The organism is Rhizobium sp. LARHSG275 (assembly GCF_052871115.1).
Map to the genome: position 1 here is coordinate 231,186 of NZ_JBIXJN010000002.1, position 17,830 is coordinate 249,015.

Sequence of the window (17,830 nt, forward strand, 5' to 3'; positions counted from 1 at the left end):
CATGGCCGATACCGATCTCGCGACTGTTCAAAATGCTGCCCTGCCGGTTGTCGTCGGCGATCCGGCGGAAATTGCCCGCATTTCCGATAGCATCGACATCACCGACCGCGCCGGCATCTCGGTCTATGGTGACCGCGCCCAGCAGGCGGTCAGCGATTATGCCGACAGGATCCTGCGCGAAGTTCGCAACAAGGACCTCGGCGATGTCGGCCGCCTGCTGACCGACATCATCCTCAAATCGAAGAGCCTCGATCCGGCGTCATTGAAGGACAAGGGTTTCCTTAGCCGCATGTTTTTCTCAGCCAAGGCCCGACTCGAACGCTTCAAGGCGGAATTCGAGGACGTAGCCGGCCAGATCGACCGGATCGGCCTGGAGCTCGACCGTCACAAGGATACGCTGAGGCGCGACATTGCGCTGCTCGACGACCTGCATGAAGAAACCCGGCAATCGATCATGCGGCTCGAGGCCTATGTCCAGGCCGGCAAGACTTTCGCCGAGCGTTTTCGCAGCGTCGAGCTGCCGAGGCTGAAGGCGCAAGCCGAGGCGGCAGCGACAGGCCCCGGCGGCGGCATGCTGGAGGCGCAGACCTATCAGGACAGCCTGCAGGCGCTCGACCGGCTGGAAAAGCGGGTCTTCTACCTGCAGCAGGCCCGCCAGCTCGGTATCCAGCAATTACCGCAGATCCGCATCGTTCAGGCGGGCGACGAAACGCTGATCGAGAACCTGCAGGCGACTTCGGCGCTGACGGTGCCGGCCTGGAAGCAGAAGATGGTGATCCTGCTCGGCCTAACGCGGCAGAAATCGGCGCTCGACCTGCAGAAGGCGGTGACCGACGCCACCAACGACATGATCCGCCAGGCATCCGAGATGATGAAGGATCAGGCGATATCAATCGAGCAGCAGTCGCAGCGCGGCATCGTCGATATCGACACGCTTGCCAAGGCGAACAGGGATCTGATCGATACGATATCCGGCGTGCTGCAGGTTCAGGAGGAGGGTCGGCGAAAGCGGGCGCTCGCCGAGCAGCAGATGGAGCAGATGACGATCGAACTCAAGAAGGCGATGACCCAGGCGTGATCGGCAAGATGGCGATGCGAGCACTGCTTTCAGGCTTGGCACTTCTTGCAGCTCTGCCCCTTGCCGGCTGCAATCCCTTCGGCCAGGGGCCGGATTTCTCGATCGTATCGGGATCGGAGAATACCATTCTGCAGCCGATCGTTGAGGAATTCTGCAAGCAGAAGAACGCCACCTGCACCTTCAAATATGAAGGCACGCTCGATATCGGCCTGGCGTTGCAGAGCGACGAGGGCGTCGCGCAGGATGCGGTCTGGCCGGCTTCCAGCGTCTGGGTCGACATGTTCGACACCAAGCGCCGCGTCAAGAGCTTGACCTCGATCGCTCAGACGCCGGTGGTCTTGGGTGTGCGCAGATCGAAGGCGCAGCAGCTTGGCTGGATCGGCAAGGATGTCTTCATGAAAGACATTCTCGCTGCTGTCGAGAGCGGATCACTGAAGTTCCTGATGACCTCGGCGACGCAATCCAATTCGGGCGCCAGCGCCTATCTTGCCATGCTGTCGAGCGCACTCGGCAACAAACCGGTAATCGAACCCGGCGATCTCGACGACAGACACGTCCAGGAAAGCGTCCGGTCGCTGCTGTCAGGTGTCGTGCGCTCTTCCGGTTCTTCGGGCTGGCTCGCCGATCTCTATGTCGAATCCGCCGGCAAGGGCACCGTCTATGACGCGATGTGGAATTACGAAGCGGTGCTGAAGGAAACCAACGACAAGCTCGCTGCCCTGTCGCAGGAACCGCTTTACGCCATCTATCCGGCTGATGGTGTGGCCATGGCGGATTCGCCGATCGGTTTCGTCGATCATGGCCGCGGGCCAGAAGTCCAGACCTTCTTCAACGATCTGCTCGCCTATCTGAGCTCTGCCCCCGTGCAGCAGCGAATCGCCGATAGCGGCCGGCGCATTCCGCTGACCGGCGTTGCCGCAAAACCGGAGCCGAGCTGGAATTTCGATCCCGCCCGGCTGGTGACGGCGATCCGCATGCCGGAGGCGAGCGTCATCCGCCAGGCGCTCAACCTTTATCAGGCGGCGCTGCGCAAACCGTCGTTGACCGCGCTGTGCCTCGATTTTTCCGGCTCGATGCAAGGTGACGGCGAGGACCAGTTGCAGAAGGCGATGCGTTTCCTGTTGACGCCCGACGAAGCGAGCAAGGTGCTGGTGCAATGGTCGCCCGCCGATCAGATTATCGTCATTCCCTTCGACGGCAACGTGCGCAGCACGTTCGTGGCGAGTGGAAACCCGCTGGAGCAGGAAGGGCTGCTGAACGAGATTTCCCGCCAGAAGGCCGATGGCGGCACGAACATGTATGCCTGCGCCGAACGAGCTCTGCAGCAGATTGCCCGAACCGACAGGCTCTCGACTTATCTGCCTGCCATCGTCATCATGACCGACGGCAAGTCCGATGATCAAAGCCAAGCTTTCATGCGTTCATGGAACGCGATGGAGCCACATGTGCCGATCTTCGGCATCACATTCGGCGATGCCGACAAGACGCAGCTCGACAGCCTCGCCAAGCTGAGCTCAGCGCGCGTGTTCGACGGCGGCTCGGATCTCGCCACCGCCTTTCGTACGGCGCGGGGCTATAATTAGGACAGGCATGCGCAACTGGCTCGGCAATGACGGCAACTGGATCGTAGCGGGACTGGCGGCGGCAATCACCGTGCCGTTCTTGAGCTTTGCCGCCGGCATGCCCTTCTGGATCGCCGCCATCATCGCCCTCCTGGTCTTTGCCGGCCTCGTCATTCTGCTTGCACCGCGCCGGCTGTTCGAAGGCCTCGATATCAAGCGCATCGGCAGCGGACGCATCGCCTTTGCCCGTGACCTGCTGGAGGCCACCGTTCCCTTTGCCGAACGCCTGGAGACTGCCGCGGATGTGATCGGCGACAAACAGATGGCGGCCGCAGTCCGGCATCTCGCTGAAATCGCCGCCGATGTCTTTCGCAAGGTCGAAGCCAAGCCCGAAAGTGCCAATGCCGTGCGGCGGTTCCTCTCCTATTATCTGCCGCGTTCTGCCGAGCTGGCGGAAGGTTTTGCCGTCATCGAGGCCAAGCGCGTTCCCGACCTCAAGCAGCTGGAGGAAGTGCGCGGCGTGCTGGTGAAGCTCGAGGAGGCCTTCGTCCATTATGCCGACAGTCTGGTTGATGAGGAACTCGGCACGCTCGACACCGATCTGCGCCTCATCCAGGCATCGCTCAAAGAGGATATCGGACGCTGATGGCCCTTTCTCGTCGCGCCTTTGGAGTGGGACTGCTCGGAGCCGGCGTCGCGGGCACCGGCGGTTATTTCGCCGTCCGGGATCGGCCGGAATTGCAGGGCCTGCTCGGCAGCCGCACGACGTTGTTCGGCTTCATCGGCGGCGAGAAGGAGGCCTTCCTGGCCGATCCTGACGTCATCAGGGCGCTCGGCGGATACGGGTTGACGGTGGACAGCCGCGTCGCGGGCTCCGTGGAGATGGTCCGCGAACAGGCGCTGCTGTCGCAGCGTCCGCAATTCCTCTGGCCGTCCTCCTCGATCATGGTCGATATCGCCAGGCAAAACGGCATCAATATCCGCGACGACCGCGTCGTGCTGAACACACCGATCGTCGTCTATTCCTGGCAGCCCGTCGTCGACGGACTGATGAAAGCGGGATTGGTGACGGTGACGAACGAAGGTCATCATCAGCTCGACCTCAAGGCGTTGCTTGATGCGATTCTTGCCGGATCCGACTGGTCGAAGCTCGGCGTCAATTCGCTCTACGGCCGCGCCCGCATCGTCTCGACCGATCCGAACCGCTCGAATTCCGGCTTCATGTTCGCCGGCCTCGCGCTCAGCCTTTTCAGCGGCAATGTCGCGACATCAGGTGACCTTGCCGCCTTTGGCGGCAAAGTGCAGGCGATCTTCCGCAATATGGGCTTCAAGTCACCATCCTCAGGCAAGCTTTTCGACCAGTATCTGGCAGGCGGCCTCGGCGGCGAGCCGATGATCGTCGGCTATGAGAACCAGCTGGTCGAATGGATCCTCGCCGATCCCGCGCGATGGGAACGCATCAAGGCGAGCGCCGGCGCAAAGCCCGTGGTGCTCTATCCGCGCCCGACCGTTTATTCGGCACATCCGCTGATCGTCGTCGACGAGAGCGCCAACCGGCTGATCGAAGCGCTGGTGAGCGCGAAGCTCCAGGAACTTGCCTGGACGAGACACGGCTTCCGTGGTCCGCTGGGAACTGCCACCGGTAATGCCGACAGCGCGATCGGCTCTCTGCTGCCGGCCGAGGTCGATGCCATCCTGCCGATGCCGGATGCGGGCGTCATGCTGTCGCTGCTGCCGACACTGCTAAGCTAAGCGGCCAGGTTTTTTCCGCATAAGCCTTGCTTTTGCGCCAAATCGAATGTATGGGCACCGGCATTCCACACGTAAGGCATGGGATCGTCCGGGAGAAATCCGGGCTGTTCCGCCCGGTGGCATTCTCGAAGAGGATGCTGTTCGCCTTGCGGAGGTTCAACCGGAAAAGGAGTAACAAGGCATGGCATTGCCTGATTTTTCTATGCGCCAGCTTCTTGAGGCAGGCGTCCACTTCGGCCACCAGACGCATCGCTGGAACCCGAAGATGAAGCCGTACATCTTCGGCGATCGCAATAACATCCACATCATCGACCTGGCTCAGACCGTTCCGATGCTGTCGCGCGCCCTTCAGGTCGTCAGCGACACCGTTGCCCGCGGCGGCCGTGTTCTCTTCGTCGGCACCAAGCGCCAGGCGTCTGAGATCATCGCCGACAGCGCCAAGCGCTCGGCCCAGTACTACGTCAACTCGCGCTGGCTCGGCGGCATGATGACGAACTGGAAGACGATCTCCAACTCGATCCAGCGCCTGCGCAAGCTCGACGAGATCCTGAACGGCGAAGCCCAGGGCTTCACAAAGAAGGAACGCCTGAACCTCGAGCGCGAGCGTGAAAAGCTCGACAAGGCTCTCGGCGGTATCCGCGATATGGGCGGCACGCCCGACCTGATGTTCATCATCGACACCAACAAGGAAAAGATCGCGATCGACGAAGCCAAGCGCCTCGGCATTCCGGTTGTCGCCATCATCGATTCGAACTGCGATCCGGACCTGATCGACTATCCGATCCCGGGTAACGACGACGCATCGCGCGCGATCGCCCTTTACTGCGAGCTGATCTCCCGCGCCGCCATCGACGGCATCGCGCGTCAGCAGGGCTCTTCCGGCCGCGATCTCGGCGCATCCTTCGAAGTTCCGGTCGAGCCGGCTCTCGAGGAATCAGCCGAAGGCTGATGAAAGCAGGCGGATCGAAAAGGTCCGCCGATGCTTGCAGAGACTGGGCTTGCAGAGACTGGGAAAGGCCGCTCGCGACTCATCGAAGTTCGGCGGCCTTGCCTGTTTCGAGGGGAGGGCATCAGGCTCTCCGCCCGATAAGTTTCGTTATGACGCGTCTTCATCACGCTGTCATACACACAGGTACATTTCGTGCCTCAATCCGGTGCCGAGCCGCGCTTTGCGGTCCACCGTATGAACCGACAAGAGGAAGCTAATGAGCGAGATTACGGCTGCAATGGTGAAGGAACTGCGCGAAAAGACCGGCGCAGGCATGATGGACTGCAAGAAGGCTCTTGCTGAAACCGGTGGCGACATGGAAGCGGCGATCGACTGGCTGCGCGCCAAGGGCATCGCCAAGGCCGACAAGAAGTCCGGCCGCACCGCTGCCGAAGGCCTCATCGGCGTTGCGAGCCAGGGCACCAAGGCCGTCGTCGTCGAAGTCAATTCCGAAACCGACTTCGTTGCCCGTAACGATGCCTTCCAGGAACTCGTCCGCGGCATCGCCAAGGTCGCTGTCTCGACCGACGGCACTGTCGAGGCTGTTGCCGCTGCGGCCTACCCGGCATCCGGCAAGTCGGTTTCCGACACGATCAAGGACGCGATCGCAACGATCGGCGAGAACATGAACCTGCGTCGTTCAACCGCTCTCTCCGTCGAGGACGGCGTCGTCGCCACCTATATCCACAATGCTGTTTCCGACGGCCTCGGCAAGCTCGGCGTTCTGGTTGCGCTGAAGTCGACCGGCGACAAGGAAGCCCTGAACGCCATCGGCCGTCAGGTCGCCATGCACATCGCCGCGACCGCGCCGCTGGCGATCCGCCCGGAAGAAGTCGATGCCGCCGTCGCCGAGCGCGAGCGCAATGTCTTCATCGAGCAGTCGCGCGCTTCCGGCAAGCCTGACAACATCATCGAAAAGATGGTCGAAGGCCGCATGCGCAAGTTCTTCGAGGAAGTCGCCCTTCTCTCGCAGGCTTTCGTTATCAATCCGGATCTGACCGTCGCCGCTGCCATCAAGGAAGCTGAAAAGGCCGTCGGCGCGCCGATCGAGGTTGCCGGCATGGCCCGTCTGCTCCTCGGCGAAGGCGTCGAGAAGGAAGAAACCGACTTCGCAGCCGAAGTCGCTGCTGCCGTCAAGGGTTGATCTTCCAGCCATAATTGGGAAAACACGAAGGGCATCGCGTGACAACGCGGTGCCCTTCGTGTATCGGGCATTCACGGCAATTTACGAGGAGCCAAGATGTCTTTAGAGCCTGTCTATAAACGTGTTCTACTCAAGGCTTCCGGCGAAGCGCTGATGGGTGGCCAGGGTTTCGGGATCGATGTGACGGTGGCGGACCGCATTGCATCCGACATCGCCGAGGCAAGGCATATGGGCGTGGAAGTCGGCGTTGTCGTCGGTGGCGGCAATATCTTCCGCGGTGTCGCGGTAGCGTCCAAGGGCGGCGACCGGGTCACCGGCGACCATATGGGCATGCTCGGCACCATCATCAACGCGCTGGCGCTGGCGACCTCGTTGCGCAAGCTGAACATCGATACGGTGGTGCTCTCGGCCATCTCCATGCCGGAGATTTGTGAAAGTTTCTCGCAGCGCGCGACCCTCTACCATCTGTCGATGGGACGCGTGGTGATCTTTGCCGGCGGCACCGGCAATCCCTTCTTCACCACCGATTCCGCTGCGGCACTGCGCGCCGCCGAAATGGGTGCGGAAGCGATCTTCAAGGGCACGCAGGTCGACGGCATCTACACCGCCGACCCCAAAAAATATCCCGATGCGACCCGCCTCGACCGGCTGACGCACCAGGAAGTGCTGGACAGAGGGCTGGCGGTGATGGACGTTGCCGCCGTGGCGCTCGCCAGAGAAAATTCCATTCCGATCATCGTCTTTTCGATCCACGAAAAAGGCGGTTTTGCTGAAATCTTGACGGGCGGTGGCCTCAAGACCATCGTCTCCGACAACTGATATAAGCTGCGCCGCGGTTTCGGCGCAGCCCTCGCTAGAACATGATGATTTTGGGCCCGATGGGCCTAAATCTGAATCATGTTCTACATTAGATAGTTAGAGCATGATGTCGCCCGAAAACCGCTGACACTTTTCGGCATCATGCTCTGGACGGGAGCATCGACATGAGTGAAGGTATAGATATCAAGGAACTGAAGCGCCGCATGGATGGCGCGATTTCCGCATTCAAGGGCGACATCGCATCGCTGCGCACCGGCCGTGCTTCGGCCAACATCCTCGACCCGGTCACGGTCGAGGCCTATGGTTCGCGCATGCCGCTGAACCAGGTCGCCAACATCACCGTGCCTGAGCCGCGCATGCTGTCGGTCTCCGTCTGGGACAAGTCGATGGTCAGCGCCGTCGAGCGCGGCATCCGCGAATCCAATCTCGGCCTCAACCCGATCATCGACGGCCAGAACCTGCGCATTCCGCTGCCGGAACTGAACGAGGAGCGCCGCAAGTCGCTCGTCAAGGTGGCGCACGACTATGCCGAAAAGAGCAAGGTGGCGATTCGCCATGTCCGCCGCGACGGCATGGACGGCCTCAAGAAGGCCGAAAAGGACGGCGTCATCGGCCAGGACGAGAGCCGGGCGCAGTCGGAACGTGTACAGAAGATGACGGACGAGACGATTTCCGAAGTCGACCGCTTGCTTGGCGAGAAGGAAAAGGAAATCATGCAGGTCTAGTGGATCTGTGCCTTTGCCTGGAAAGACCGGACGGGAAATGTCGGAATCTGTATTTGTAACTGTGCCAGAGCATGTTGCCATCATCATGGACGGCAATGGCCGTTGGGCCAAGCAGCGTGGTCTGCCGCGCACGATGGGCCATCGCAAGGGTGTGGAGGCGGTACGCGAGACAGTACGCGCCGCTGGCGCCGCCGGGATAAAATATCTGACCCTCTTTGCCTTCTCCTCGGAGAACTGGCGTCGGCCCGAAGCCGAGGTCTCCGATCTGCTCGGTCTCCTCAAGGCTTTCATCCGCCGCGACCTCGCCGAGCTCCATCGCCAGAACGTGCGGATCAAGGTGATCGGCGACCGCCACAGCCTGCGCAGCGACATTCTCGGCCTGCTGCTCGAAGCCGAGGAAACGACTAAGGACAACACGGCGCTGACGCTGGTCATAGCCTTCAATTATGGTTCTCGCGACGAGATCGCCCGCGCCGCAGTGAGCCTTGCCAGGGATGTCGAGGCTGGCCGCTTGAGGGCGCAGGACATCACCCCGGCGCTGATCAACGCCCGTCTTGATACAGCAGGTATCCCCGATCCGGATCTCATCATCCGCACCAGCGGCGAGGAGCGGCTTTCCAACTTCCTCCTCTGGCAGGCGGCCTATTCGGAATTCATCTTCCTTCCGGAATACTGGCCGGATTTCACCGCCGAGATCTTCCGTTCGGCGCTCGAGACATTCGCCTCTCGCGACCGGCGCTTCGGCGGCCTCTCGTCGCAGGCAGCCGCGGTCGGCACCTGATGCAGAGGGAATTGAAGCTCCGCATTGTTTCAGGGCTGATTCTTGCGGCCATCGTTCTCGCCGCCACCTGGTATGGCGGGCTTGCCTTCCGCATCCTGGCGGTCGTCATTGGCCTGCTGATCTACTATGAATGGTCGAAGATCACAGGTATCGCCCGCGATTGGGTTGCCAATGCCGTCGGCTGGATCGGCGAGGCGGCGATAGCCTTCCTCGTGCTTGTCGGCAATTTCGAATTCGCCGCCGGCATGCTGGCCGGCGTCACCGCCGTCGGCATCGCCCTGATCATCTTGCAGGGCACGAGCCGCTGGTTTCCGACTGGCCTGTTTTATTCCGGCGCTACCAGCCTGGCGCTTGCCGCGATCAGAAGCGATGACCGGCCCGGCCTTTACGCCATGCTCTTCGTCTTTGCCGTCGTCTGGGCAACCGATATCCTTGCCTATTTCGTCGGCAGGGCGCTCGGCGGACCGAAGCTCGCCCCTTCGATCTCGCCTGGAAAGACCTGGTCTGGCGCAATCGGCGGTGCCGCCTCGGCAGTCGCCGCCGGCGTCGTTCTCGTCCATTTTCTCCTTCCGGGCGCTGAAATCATCGCCGCCTTCGTGGCGCTCGTTCTGTCGGTTTGCAGCCAGTCCGGCGATCTTTTCGAATCGTTCATCAAGCGGAAATTCGGCGTCAAGGATTCCAGCCGTCTCATTCCGGGCCATGGCGGCGTCATGGACCGTGTCGACGGACTGATTTTTGCCTGTTTTTCGGCGTTCTTGCTTGCAGGGCTTTTTTCCCTGATAAAGGGGACCGGAATGACGTCGCTCGGCGCGGCATTGTTCGGACTCTGACAACGCGTCTGACGGAAGGCACCCATGGAAACCCTGAGCGGAATATACGCATTTTTGATGGGGAATATCGTCACCTTCATCCTCGTGCTGTCACTGCTCGTCTTCGTGCATGAGATGGGCCATTACCTTGTCGGGCGTTGGAGCGGCATTCGCATCCTTGCCTTTTCCGTCGGTTTCGGTCCGGAGATATTCGGCTTCACCGACCGCCATGGAACGCGCTGGAAGATCTCTGTGATCCCACTTGGCGGCTACGTCCGGTTCTTCGGCGACGAGGATGCCTCGAGCAAGCCCGACACCGACAAGATCGCCGCCATGTCCGAAGAGGACAGGGCGCGCTCCTTTGCCGGCGCCAAGCTATGGAAACGAGCTGTAACCGTCGCGGCTGGCCCGATTGCCAATTTTCTGCTGGCGATCGCCATCTTCACCATTCTTTTCTCAGTCTATGGCCGCATGATCGCCGATCCTGTCGTTGCCGAAGTCAAGCCCGATGGCGCTGCCGCCGCCGCCGGCATCCTTCCAGGCGATCTATTGGTCGCCATCGATGGCGGTAAGGTCGAGACCTTCGACGACGTGCGCCGCTATGTCAGCATCCGGCCGAGCCAGCAGATCGTCGTGACGATCGAGCGCGCCGGCCAGAAGCTCGACGTGCCGATGGTGCCGCAACGCACCGACACGACTGACCAGTTCGGTAACAAGGCTGAGGTCGGCCAGATCGGCATCGTCACCAACCAGCAGGCCGGCAATTTTCGCCTGCAGACCTATACGCCGCTCCAGGCGCTGCGTGAGTCTGTGCTCCAGACCCGGGATATCGTCACCGGCACCTTCAAATATATCGGTAACATCTTCAGCGGAACGATGCGCGCCGACCAATTGGGCGGGCCGATCCGCGTCGCGCAAGCCTCGGGCCAGATGGCGTCGCTTGGGATAGGCGCAGTGTTGCAGCTTGCGGCGGTGCTTTCTGTTTCGATAGGATTGCTTAACCTGATGCCGGTTCCGGTACTTGATGGCGGCCACTTGATGTTCTATGCGGTGGAAGCGGTGAGGGGAAAGCCGCTCGGCTCTTCGGCCCAGGAAATTGCATTTCGCATCGGCTTGGCGATGATCCTGACATTGATGGTTTTCACGACCTGGAACGACATTGGCTCGTTGAGAGGGTAAACGCGCAAGCGGGGCCAATTACTATTTATTTACGATGTTTCAAGGCTGTAGTGGCGAATGGGTCACGCTTGCAAATGAAGTAAACAGAAATTAACGACCTGCCTTGCTTGTATGTCAAAAGCGGGTAAAACGACACACGTGACCGGAATCGGGTTCTCCCGGAACCGGGGACGAGGGAAACAAAGGTAATAGGTGAAATGAAGGCTGGTTCAAAGTTTTTGAACGCAGTATCGGCGGTTGCGCTGTCTGCTAGTGTTGTTGCTTCGGGCGCAGGTGCTTTGACGTTCGTTTCCGCTACGGCCGCTGAGGCCGCGGTTATCCAGCGTATCGATGTGCGCGGCGCAAGCCGTGTCGGCGCGGAAGCCGTCCGGTCGAACCTTACCATCGCTCCCGGCAAGAGTTTTTCCAACAGCGATATCGATGCCTCGGTCAAGCAGCTCTACGGGACGGGCTACTTCTCCGACGTCAAGATCTCGGTCTCCGGAAGCACGCTCGTCGTCAACGTCCAGGAAGCCCAGCTCGTCAATCAGGTTGTCTTCAACGGCAACCGCAAGATCAAGGACGACAAGCTCGCGACCGTCGTCCAGACCCATGCTGCCGGCCCTTATAGCGACACCCAGATTCAGGCTGACATCCAGTCGATCAAGGACGCCTACGCCGCCACCGGCCGCAGCGAGGTCGAAGTTACGACGCAGGTGGTGCCGCTCGGCGAAGGCCGCGTTAACCTTGCCTTCGTCATCAACGAGGGGGACCGCACCAAGATCGATTCGATCAACTTCGTCGGCAACAATGCCTACAGCGCCGGCCGCCTGGCTGCCGTCATCGCCACCAAGCGTTCGAACTTCCTGTCGTTCCTGACCCGCAAGGACGTCTACAACGAAGACAAGCTCCACGCCGACGAAGAAGCGCTGCGCCAGTTCTATTACAATCGCGGCTACGCCGACATGCGCATCGTCTCTTCCGATGCCACGTTCGACGATGCGACCAACAAATACACGCTCACCTTCAACATCGAGGAAGGCCAGCGTTACGACTTCGGACCAGTGACCGTTCAGTCGACTGTCGAAGGCGTCGGCTCCGACCAGCTGCAGCCGCTCGTGCGCACTCGCGAAGGCCAGGTCTACAGCGCCAAGGAAGTGCAGAAGTCGATCGAGGCGATCTCCGATCAGGTGGCGTCTGCCGGTTATCCCTTTGCACGTGTCACGCCGCGCGGTAACCGCGACCTTAACAACAACACGATCGGTGTTGAATATCTGGTCGACCAGGGCGAGCGCGCCTATGTCGAGCGCATCGAGATTCGCGGCAACAGCCGTACGCGCGACTACGTCATCCGCCGCGAATTCGACATGAGCGAAGGCGACGCCTTCAACCAGCAGATGATCACCAAGGCCAAGCGTCGTCTCGAAGCGCTCGGTTATTTCTCCTCGGTCAACATCTCCACCCAACCGGGCAGTTCCCCGGACCGTGTCGTGGTGGTCGTCGACGTGCAGGATCAGTCGACCGGTTCGTTCGGTGTCGGCGCGGGTTATGCCGCCGGCGGCGACGGCTTGCTGCTCGAAGCATCGATCGAGGAAAAGAACTTCCTCGGCCGCGGCCAGTACATCCGCATCTCGGCCGGTGGCGGCCAGGAAGGCTCGCGCGCTTACGGCGTCAGCTTCACCGAACCCTATTTCCTCGGCTACCGTCTGGCGGCAGGCTTCGACGTCAATCGCAGCGAAACGTCGAGCAACAGCAATTACGATTACGAGGAAACCAGCGTTGTCCTGCGCGTCACTGCGCCGATTACCGAAGATCTGGCGACGACCTTCCGCTACAACTACAAGCAGATGAAGTACGACGGCGATACCTCCGACCTGTCGGCGACCTACGCCAATCTGGTCGATGAGAGCCCGTGGACACGCTCTTCCGTCTCGCAGACGCTGACCTACAACACGCTTGACGACACCGTCCTGCCGCGTGAAGGCATCTATGCGACGGCGACGCAGGAAATTGCCGGCCTCGGCGGCGACTCTCAGTTCTACAAGATCTACGGCAAGGCCCGCTACTACCATCTGCTTGCCGACGATGCCGATATCATCGGCTCGGTCTCGGGTTCGGCTGGTTATGTCGTCCCCTTCGGCGACCATCTGAACGTCTTCGACCAGTTCACGCTGACCAACGGCGATATTCGCGGCTTCGAGAACAAGGGTATCGGCCCGCGCATCACCGGGGACCACGATGACCCGCTCGGTGGCACCACCTATTTCACGGCGTCTGCTGAAGCGACCTTCCCAATGCCGGGCTTCCCGCGTGACTTCAATCTGCGCGGCGCAGTCTTTGCCGATGCCGGCACGCTGTTTGGCAATGATGTCGAGCTTCTCGGGGCCGACCAGGCCGAGGGCACCAGCGCTTCGCTGCGTGCTTCCGTCGGTGTCGGTGTCGTCTGGCAGTCTCCCTTCGGTGCATTGCGTCTGGATTACGCGATCCCGGTCCTCAAGGAAGACTTCGACAAGACGCAGAACTTCAAGTTTGGCATCAACAACCAATTCTGATATCGGCAGTCCGGAACTGTAAGACTCAATTCCGTTCTGGAGCATTGCCGATGGAGCAAAACGTTTTTTTTCTGCCCCATGAAGGTCTGAGGCTCGCTGAGCTGGCAGAGTTTCTTGGGGCGGAGCTTGTCAATTCCGACCATGCCGATGTTATCGTCAGGTCCGTTGCCCCCATCAGCCGGGCACGGGCAGGCGATATCTGTTATATCCTGTCGCGCCGCAGCCGCGATGAACTGGCGACATGCGAAGCCTCGGCGGTGATCTGCGACAAGGCGCTCGCCGATCTCGTCCCCCAACATCTCCCTGTCATGCTGTCGTCCAATCCGCATGCGGCCTTCGCGATGGCAGGCGGCCTGTTCTATCCCACGGCATTGCGCCCGGTCGCCTTTTCCGGTGAAAGCGAGATCGCGCCAAGCGCGGTGATCAATCCGAGCGCCAAGCTTGAAAAGGGCGTGATCGTCGAGCCGATGGCCGTCATCGGGGCGCATGCCGAGATCGGCGAAGGGACGCGTATCGGCGCGCACAGTGTGATCGGCCCGAATGTCAAGATTGGCCGGGATTGTTCGATTGCGGCAGGCGCGAGCATTCTCTGCGCTCTGCTCGGCAACGGCGTCATTATCCACAACGGCGTCCGCATCGGCCAGGATGGTTTCGGTTATGCGCCGGGTCCGCGCGGCATGATCAAGATCGTCCAGATCGGCCGGGTGATCATCCAGGATAATGTCGAGATCGGCGCCAACACCACGATCGACCGTGGCGCCATGGACGATACGGTGATCGGTGAAGGCACCAAGATCGACAACCAGGTACAGATCGGCCACAACGTTCAGATCGGCCGCCATTGCGCCATCGTCGCGCAGGTCGGCATTGCCGGCAGCGCGAAGATCGGCAATGGCGTGCAGATCGGCGGCCAGGTCGGCATCAAGGGGCATGTGACGATCGGCGACGGCGTGCAGATCGCCGCCCAAAGCGGTATCATGACCGATCTTGCCGCCGGCGGACAATATGGTGGTACACCTGCGCGTCCGCTGAATGACTATCTGAGAGATGTTGCACAACTGATGTCCAAGACCAGGGTGCGCGGAAAGAAACCTGGAGGCGAGAAAAATGACTGAGGAAGCCACGACAACGCTTTCTTCGGCTGACATCATCGAGATCATGAAGCTGCTGCCGCATCGTTACCCGTTTCTCATGGTCGACAAGATCATCGAGATCGACGGCGATAACACGGCGATCGGCATCAAGAACGTCACAGTGAATGAACCGCATTTCACCGGCCATTTTCCGGAATCTCCAATCATGCCCGGCGTGCTCTTGATCGAGGGCATGGCTCAGACCGCGGGTGCGATCTGTGCCAAGAAGGATGGCCAGCCGGGCAACCTCGTCTATTTCATGACCATCGAGAATGCGCGCTTCCGCAAGCCCGTCGTGCCCGGCGATCGTGTTGAATTCCATGTCAGGAAGCAGAAGCAGCGTGGCAATATCTGGAAATTCCATTGTGATGCCAAGGTCGACGGCGCGCTTGTTGCCGAGGCCGATATCGGCGCGATGATCGTTCGTAAGGATCAGGCATGAGCACTATCGCCGAAAGCGCCCGCATTCATCCGATGGCTGTCGTTGAAGACGGCGCGACCATCGGTGAGGGCGTCAAGATCGGTCCCTTCTGCCATGTCGGCTCGCACGTCATCCTGCATGCGAACGTCGAGCTTTTGTCGCATGCGGTCGTGACCGGCCGAACCGTGATCGGCAAGGGCACGCGCATCTTCCCGATGGCGGTCGTCGGCGGCGATCCGCAGAGCGTGCATCATGGCGGCGAGGAGACGACGCTGACGGTGGGCGCCAACTGCACGATCCGCGAAGGCGTGACGATGAATACCGGCACGGCCGATTTTGGTGGCCAGACAATCGTCGGCGACAATAACCTCTTCCTTGCCAATTCGCATGTCGCGCACGACTGCCGGGTCGGCAATCATGTGATCATGTCGAACAACGTCATGCTCGCCGGCCATGTCGTCATCGAGGATCGCGTCATCCTGGGCGGCGGTTCGGCCGTTCACCAGTTCACCCGCGTCGGCCGTCAGGCCTTCGTCGGCGGGCTCTCGGCAGTGAGTTACGACGTCATTCCCTATGGCATGCTGAACGGCAATCCCGGGCTGCTGAGCGGCCTCAACGTCGTCGGCATGACGCGCGCCGGCGTCGACCGCGCCGTCATTCACAGGGTACGTCGCGCCTACAAGTCGATCTTCGAAGGAACGGGCTCCGTTCGTGAAAACGCCGCCGCCATCCGCGAAGAATATGCCGATTGCGAGCCGGTGGTCCACATCCTCGACTTCATTGCCGCCGACAGCGACCGTGCCTTATCCTCGCCGACCCGGGGACAGAAGGGTTAGTCCGTGGCTTTATCAGGCGACACCGCTGCGGGCCGGCTGGCGATCATCGCCGGCGGCGGCCTTCTGCCTTCCTATGTCGCCGAAGCCGCGCGCGCGGCGGGCGAAAATCCCGTCATCGTCGCGCTGAAGGATGAAAGCGACCGGCGTTGGGAAGCGTATGACCATGCCGTCATCGGCATCGGCGATTTTGCAGCTCTCGAGGGCCTCTTGAACCGCTACGGCATCGGCCGTGTCGTCATGTCCGGCAGCGTGCGGCGCCGGCCGGAATGGCGCGAGGTGCGCCCGACGCTGCGCACTCTGATGAAGATGCCGGCCGTGATCCGCACCTTGCTTTCTGGCGGCGACGATAAGGTGCTACAGATGGTGATCCGGCTGATCGAGGGAAACGGCAGGCGTGTCGTCGGTGCCCATGAGATCGCCCCCGACCTTCTTGCCGCCGTCGGCCCGCTCGGCACGGCGATACCGGGCGAAGAAGACCGGCGCGATATCAACCGTGCAGCGGAAGCCGCCGAGATGCTCGGCCGGCTCGATGTCGGCCAAGGCGCCGTCGCCATCGGCGGGCGCATCGTCGCGCTGGAGGGGCTGGAAGGCACGGACGAGATGCTGGAGCGTGTCGCCGGTCTGAGAGCCGCCGGACGCATCTCTCCACGCCGTCGCGGCGCGCTCGTCAAGCTCTGCAAGCCTCAGCAGGATATTCGCGCAGACCTGCCGGCAATCGGCGTTTCCACGGTCCTGAATGCAAAGAAGGCGGGGCTTGCCGGCGTGGCGGTCGAGGCAGGCCGTTCGCTGGTGCTCGATCGCGCCGCCGTCCTCAAGGCCGCCGATGAGGCCGGGCTTTTCGTCTGCGGCATCGATCGCGAGCTGCCGGCATGGGGGCTCGAATGACCGGGGCGCCGCTGAAGATCGCCGTCATCGCCGGCGAGGTGTCGGGCGACCTGCTCGGCGCCGATCTGGTTGCGGCCCTGAAGCGGATCCATGCCGGACCGATCGAACTCGTCGGTGTCGGCGGCGAGGGGCTTCAGGCCCAAGGTTTGAAATCGCTGTTCGATTTTTCCGAGCTGTCGATCATGGGCATCACCCAGGTGCTGAGCCGGCTGCCAAGGCTCTATACCCTGATCCGGAAGACAACGGCTGCCATCGTCGCCGCCAGGCCGGACATACTTCTCATTATCGATAGCCCAGACTTCACCCACCGAGTCGCTAAGCGTGTCCGGATCGCACTGCCCGATCTGCCTGTTGTCAATTATGTCTGTCCGAGCGTCTGGGCCTGGAAGGAATATCGCGCCACGCGCATGCTGCCCTATGTCGATCATGTGCTCGCCGTCCTGCCCTTCGAGCCGGCGACGATGCGTGCGCTCGGCGGGCCTGAGACCACCTATGTCGGCCATCGCCTGATCGCTGATCCGGCGCTGCTCGAAGCGCGGCGGCTGCGCGCCGGGAGGGCATCTGTCGGGGAAGCGGGCAAGACCATCCTGATGCTTCCGGGGTCAAGATCCTCCGAAATCGCCAAACTCCTGCCGTTCTTCGAGGATGCGGCCAATGAACTCGTCGCCCGCAACGGCCCGATGCGATTCCTGCTGCCGACCGTGCCGCACAACGAAGCGCTGGTGAAGGGTCTGGTTGCCGGCTGGGCCACGCCGCCGGAGGTGGCGGTCGGGCCGGCGCAGAAATGGAAGGCCTTTGCCGAAGCGGATGCGGCGATGGCAGCCTCCGGCACGGTGATCCTCGAACTCGCCCTTGCCGGCGTGCCGACGGTGTCCGTCTACAAGACGGATTGGATCATCCGCCTGCTCGCCCCGCGCATCAAGGTTTGGACGGGCGCATTGCCGAATATCATCGCCGATTATGCCGTCGTGCCGGAATATCTGAACGAGATCGTTCGCGGCGCCAGCCTGGCGCGCTGGATGGAGCGGCTGTCGGCCGACACGTTCCAACTGAAGGCGATGAACGAGGGTTATGATCTCGTCTGGCAACGCATGCAGACCGAAAAGCCGCCCGGCGAGCACGCTGCCGAGATCCTTCTCGACGTCTTGAAAAAGAAAAAACCCGATCGTTTCTGAACTGACCGGGTT

At 61.3% G+C, this 17,830-nt stretch carries 17 protein-coding genes; all 17 read left to right on the plus strand.

Annotated elements, in window-relative coordinates; all coding sequences use genetic code 11:
• Position 1: 1 nt before the first annotated feature.
• Positions 2–1,078 (plus strand): toxic anion resistance protein, encoded by a 1,077-nt coding sequence (locus ACIPSK_RS03100; RefSeq protein ID WP_162118779.1) that lies wholly within the window; start codon positions 2–4, stop codon positions 1,076–1,078.
• Between the two features lie 14 nt (positions 1,079–1,092).
• On the plus strand, positions 1,093–2,661 hold the full coding sequence (locus ACIPSK_RS03105; RefSeq protein WP_162118802.1) for a substrate-binding domain-containing protein: 1,569 nt from the start codon (positions 1,093–1,095) through the stop codon (positions 2,659–2,661).
• A gap of 7 nt (positions 2,662–2,668) precedes the next feature.
• A complete protein-coding gene (locus ACIPSK_RS03110) occupies positions 2,669–3,286 on the plus strand; it encodes a 5-bromo-4-chloroindolyl phosphate hydrolysis family protein (protein WP_162118778.1) in 618 nt (205 codons plus the stop codon).
• Positions 3,286–4,392, plus strand: coding sequence for a substrate-binding domain-containing protein (locus ACIPSK_RS03115; RefSeq protein WP_162118777.1), 1,107 nt, complete (start codon positions 3,286–3,288; stop codon positions 4,390–4,392). The genes ACIPSK_RS03110 and ACIPSK_RS03115 overlap by 1 nt, the downstream gene beginning before the upstream one ends.
• Positions 4,393–4,573: 181 nt before the next feature.
• Positions 4,574–5,341: a 30S ribosomal protein S2 gene (rpsB, locus tag ACIPSK_RS03120; RefSeq protein ID WP_017964141.1), complete on the plus strand. Its 768-nt coding sequence runs from the start codon at positions 4,574–4,576 to the stop codon at positions 5,339–5,341.
• Positions 5,342–5,597: 256 nt separating this feature from the next.
• Positions 5,598–6,524 (plus strand): translation elongation factor Ts, encoded by a 927-nt coding sequence (gene tsf / locus ACIPSK_RS03125; protein ID WP_017964142.1) that lies wholly within the window; start codon positions 5,598–5,600, stop codon positions 6,522–6,524.
• Between the two features lie 96 nt (positions 6,525–6,620).
• Positions 6,621–7,343 carry a UMP kinase gene (gene pyrH, locus ACIPSK_RS03130; protein WP_003539289.1) on the plus strand — a complete coding sequence of 241 codons (723 nt, stop codon included), beginning with the start codon at positions 6,621–6,623 and terminating at the stop codon, positions 7,341–7,343.
• Between the two features lie 164 nt (positions 7,344–7,507).
• Entirely contained in the window at positions 7,508–8,068 is a 561-nt protein-coding gene (gene frr, locus ACIPSK_RS03135; RefSeq protein ID WP_017964143.1) for a ribosome recycling factor, read from the plus strand.
• 37 nt (positions 8,069–8,105) lie between these two features.
• The gene (locus tag ACIPSK_RS03140) at positions 8,106–8,849 is read left to right on the plus strand and encodes an isoprenyl transferase (RefSeq protein WP_162118776.1); all 744 of its coding nucleotides are present in this window, start codon (positions 8,106–8,108) and stop codon (positions 8,847–8,849) included.
• Positions 8,849–9,679 carry a phosphatidate cytidylyltransferase gene (locus ACIPSK_RS03145; protein WP_162118775.1) on the plus strand — a complete coding sequence of 277 codons (831 nt, stop codon included), beginning with the start codon at positions 8,849–8,851 and terminating at the stop codon, positions 9,677–9,679. Before ACIPSK_RS03140 ends, ACIPSK_RS03145 begins: the two co-directional genes overlap by 1 nt.
• 24 nt (positions 9,680–9,703) lie before the next feature.
• Positions 9,704–10,837 carry an RIP metalloprotease RseP gene (gene rseP, locus ACIPSK_RS03150; RefSeq protein ID WP_017964146.1) on the plus strand — a complete coding sequence of 378 codons (1,134 nt, stop codon included), beginning with the start codon at positions 9,704–9,706 and terminating at the stop codon, positions 10,835–10,837.
• Positions 10,838–11,034: 197 nt separating this feature from the next.
• The gene (gene bamA / locus ACIPSK_RS03155; RefSeq protein ID WP_162118774.1) at positions 11,035–13,368 is read left to right on the plus strand and encodes an outer membrane protein assembly factor BamA; all 2,334 of its coding nucleotides are present in this window, start codon (positions 11,035–11,037) and stop codon (positions 13,366–13,368) included.
• Positions 13,369–13,418: 50 nt separating this feature from the next.
• Positions 13,419–14,483 carry a UDP-3-O-(3-hydroxymyristoyl)glucosamine N-acyltransferase gene (gene lpxD, locus ACIPSK_RS03160; protein ID WP_162118773.1) on the plus strand — a complete coding sequence of 355 codons (1,065 nt, stop codon included), beginning with the start codon at positions 13,419–13,421 and terminating at the stop codon, positions 14,481–14,483.
• Entirely contained in the window at positions 14,476–14,943 is a 468-nt protein-coding gene (gene fabZ, locus ACIPSK_RS03165; RefSeq protein WP_017964149.1) for a 3-hydroxyacyl-ACP dehydratase FabZ, read from the plus strand. The genes lpxD and fabZ overlap by 8 nt, the downstream gene beginning before the upstream one ends.
• Positions 14,940–15,758 (plus strand): acyl-ACP--UDP-N-acetylglucosamine O-acyltransferase, encoded by an 819-nt coding sequence (gene lpxA / locus ACIPSK_RS03170; RefSeq protein WP_064250064.1) that lies wholly within the window; start codon positions 14,940–14,942, stop codon positions 15,756–15,758. Before fabZ ends, lpxA begins: the two co-directional genes overlap by 4 nt.
• Before the next feature lie 3 nt (positions 15,759–15,761).
• Positions 15,762–16,643 carry an LpxI family protein gene (locus ACIPSK_RS03175; RefSeq protein ID WP_162118772.1) on the plus strand — a complete coding sequence of 294 codons (882 nt, stop codon included), beginning with the start codon at positions 15,762–15,764 and terminating at the stop codon, positions 16,641–16,643.
• Entirely contained in the window at positions 16,640–17,818 is a 1,179-nt protein-coding gene (gene lpxB / locus ACIPSK_RS03180; protein ID WP_162118771.1) for a lipid-A-disaccharide synthase, read from the plus strand. Before ACIPSK_RS03175 ends, lpxB begins: the two co-directional genes overlap by 4 nt.
• Positions 17,819–17,830: the final 12 nt, after the last annotated feature.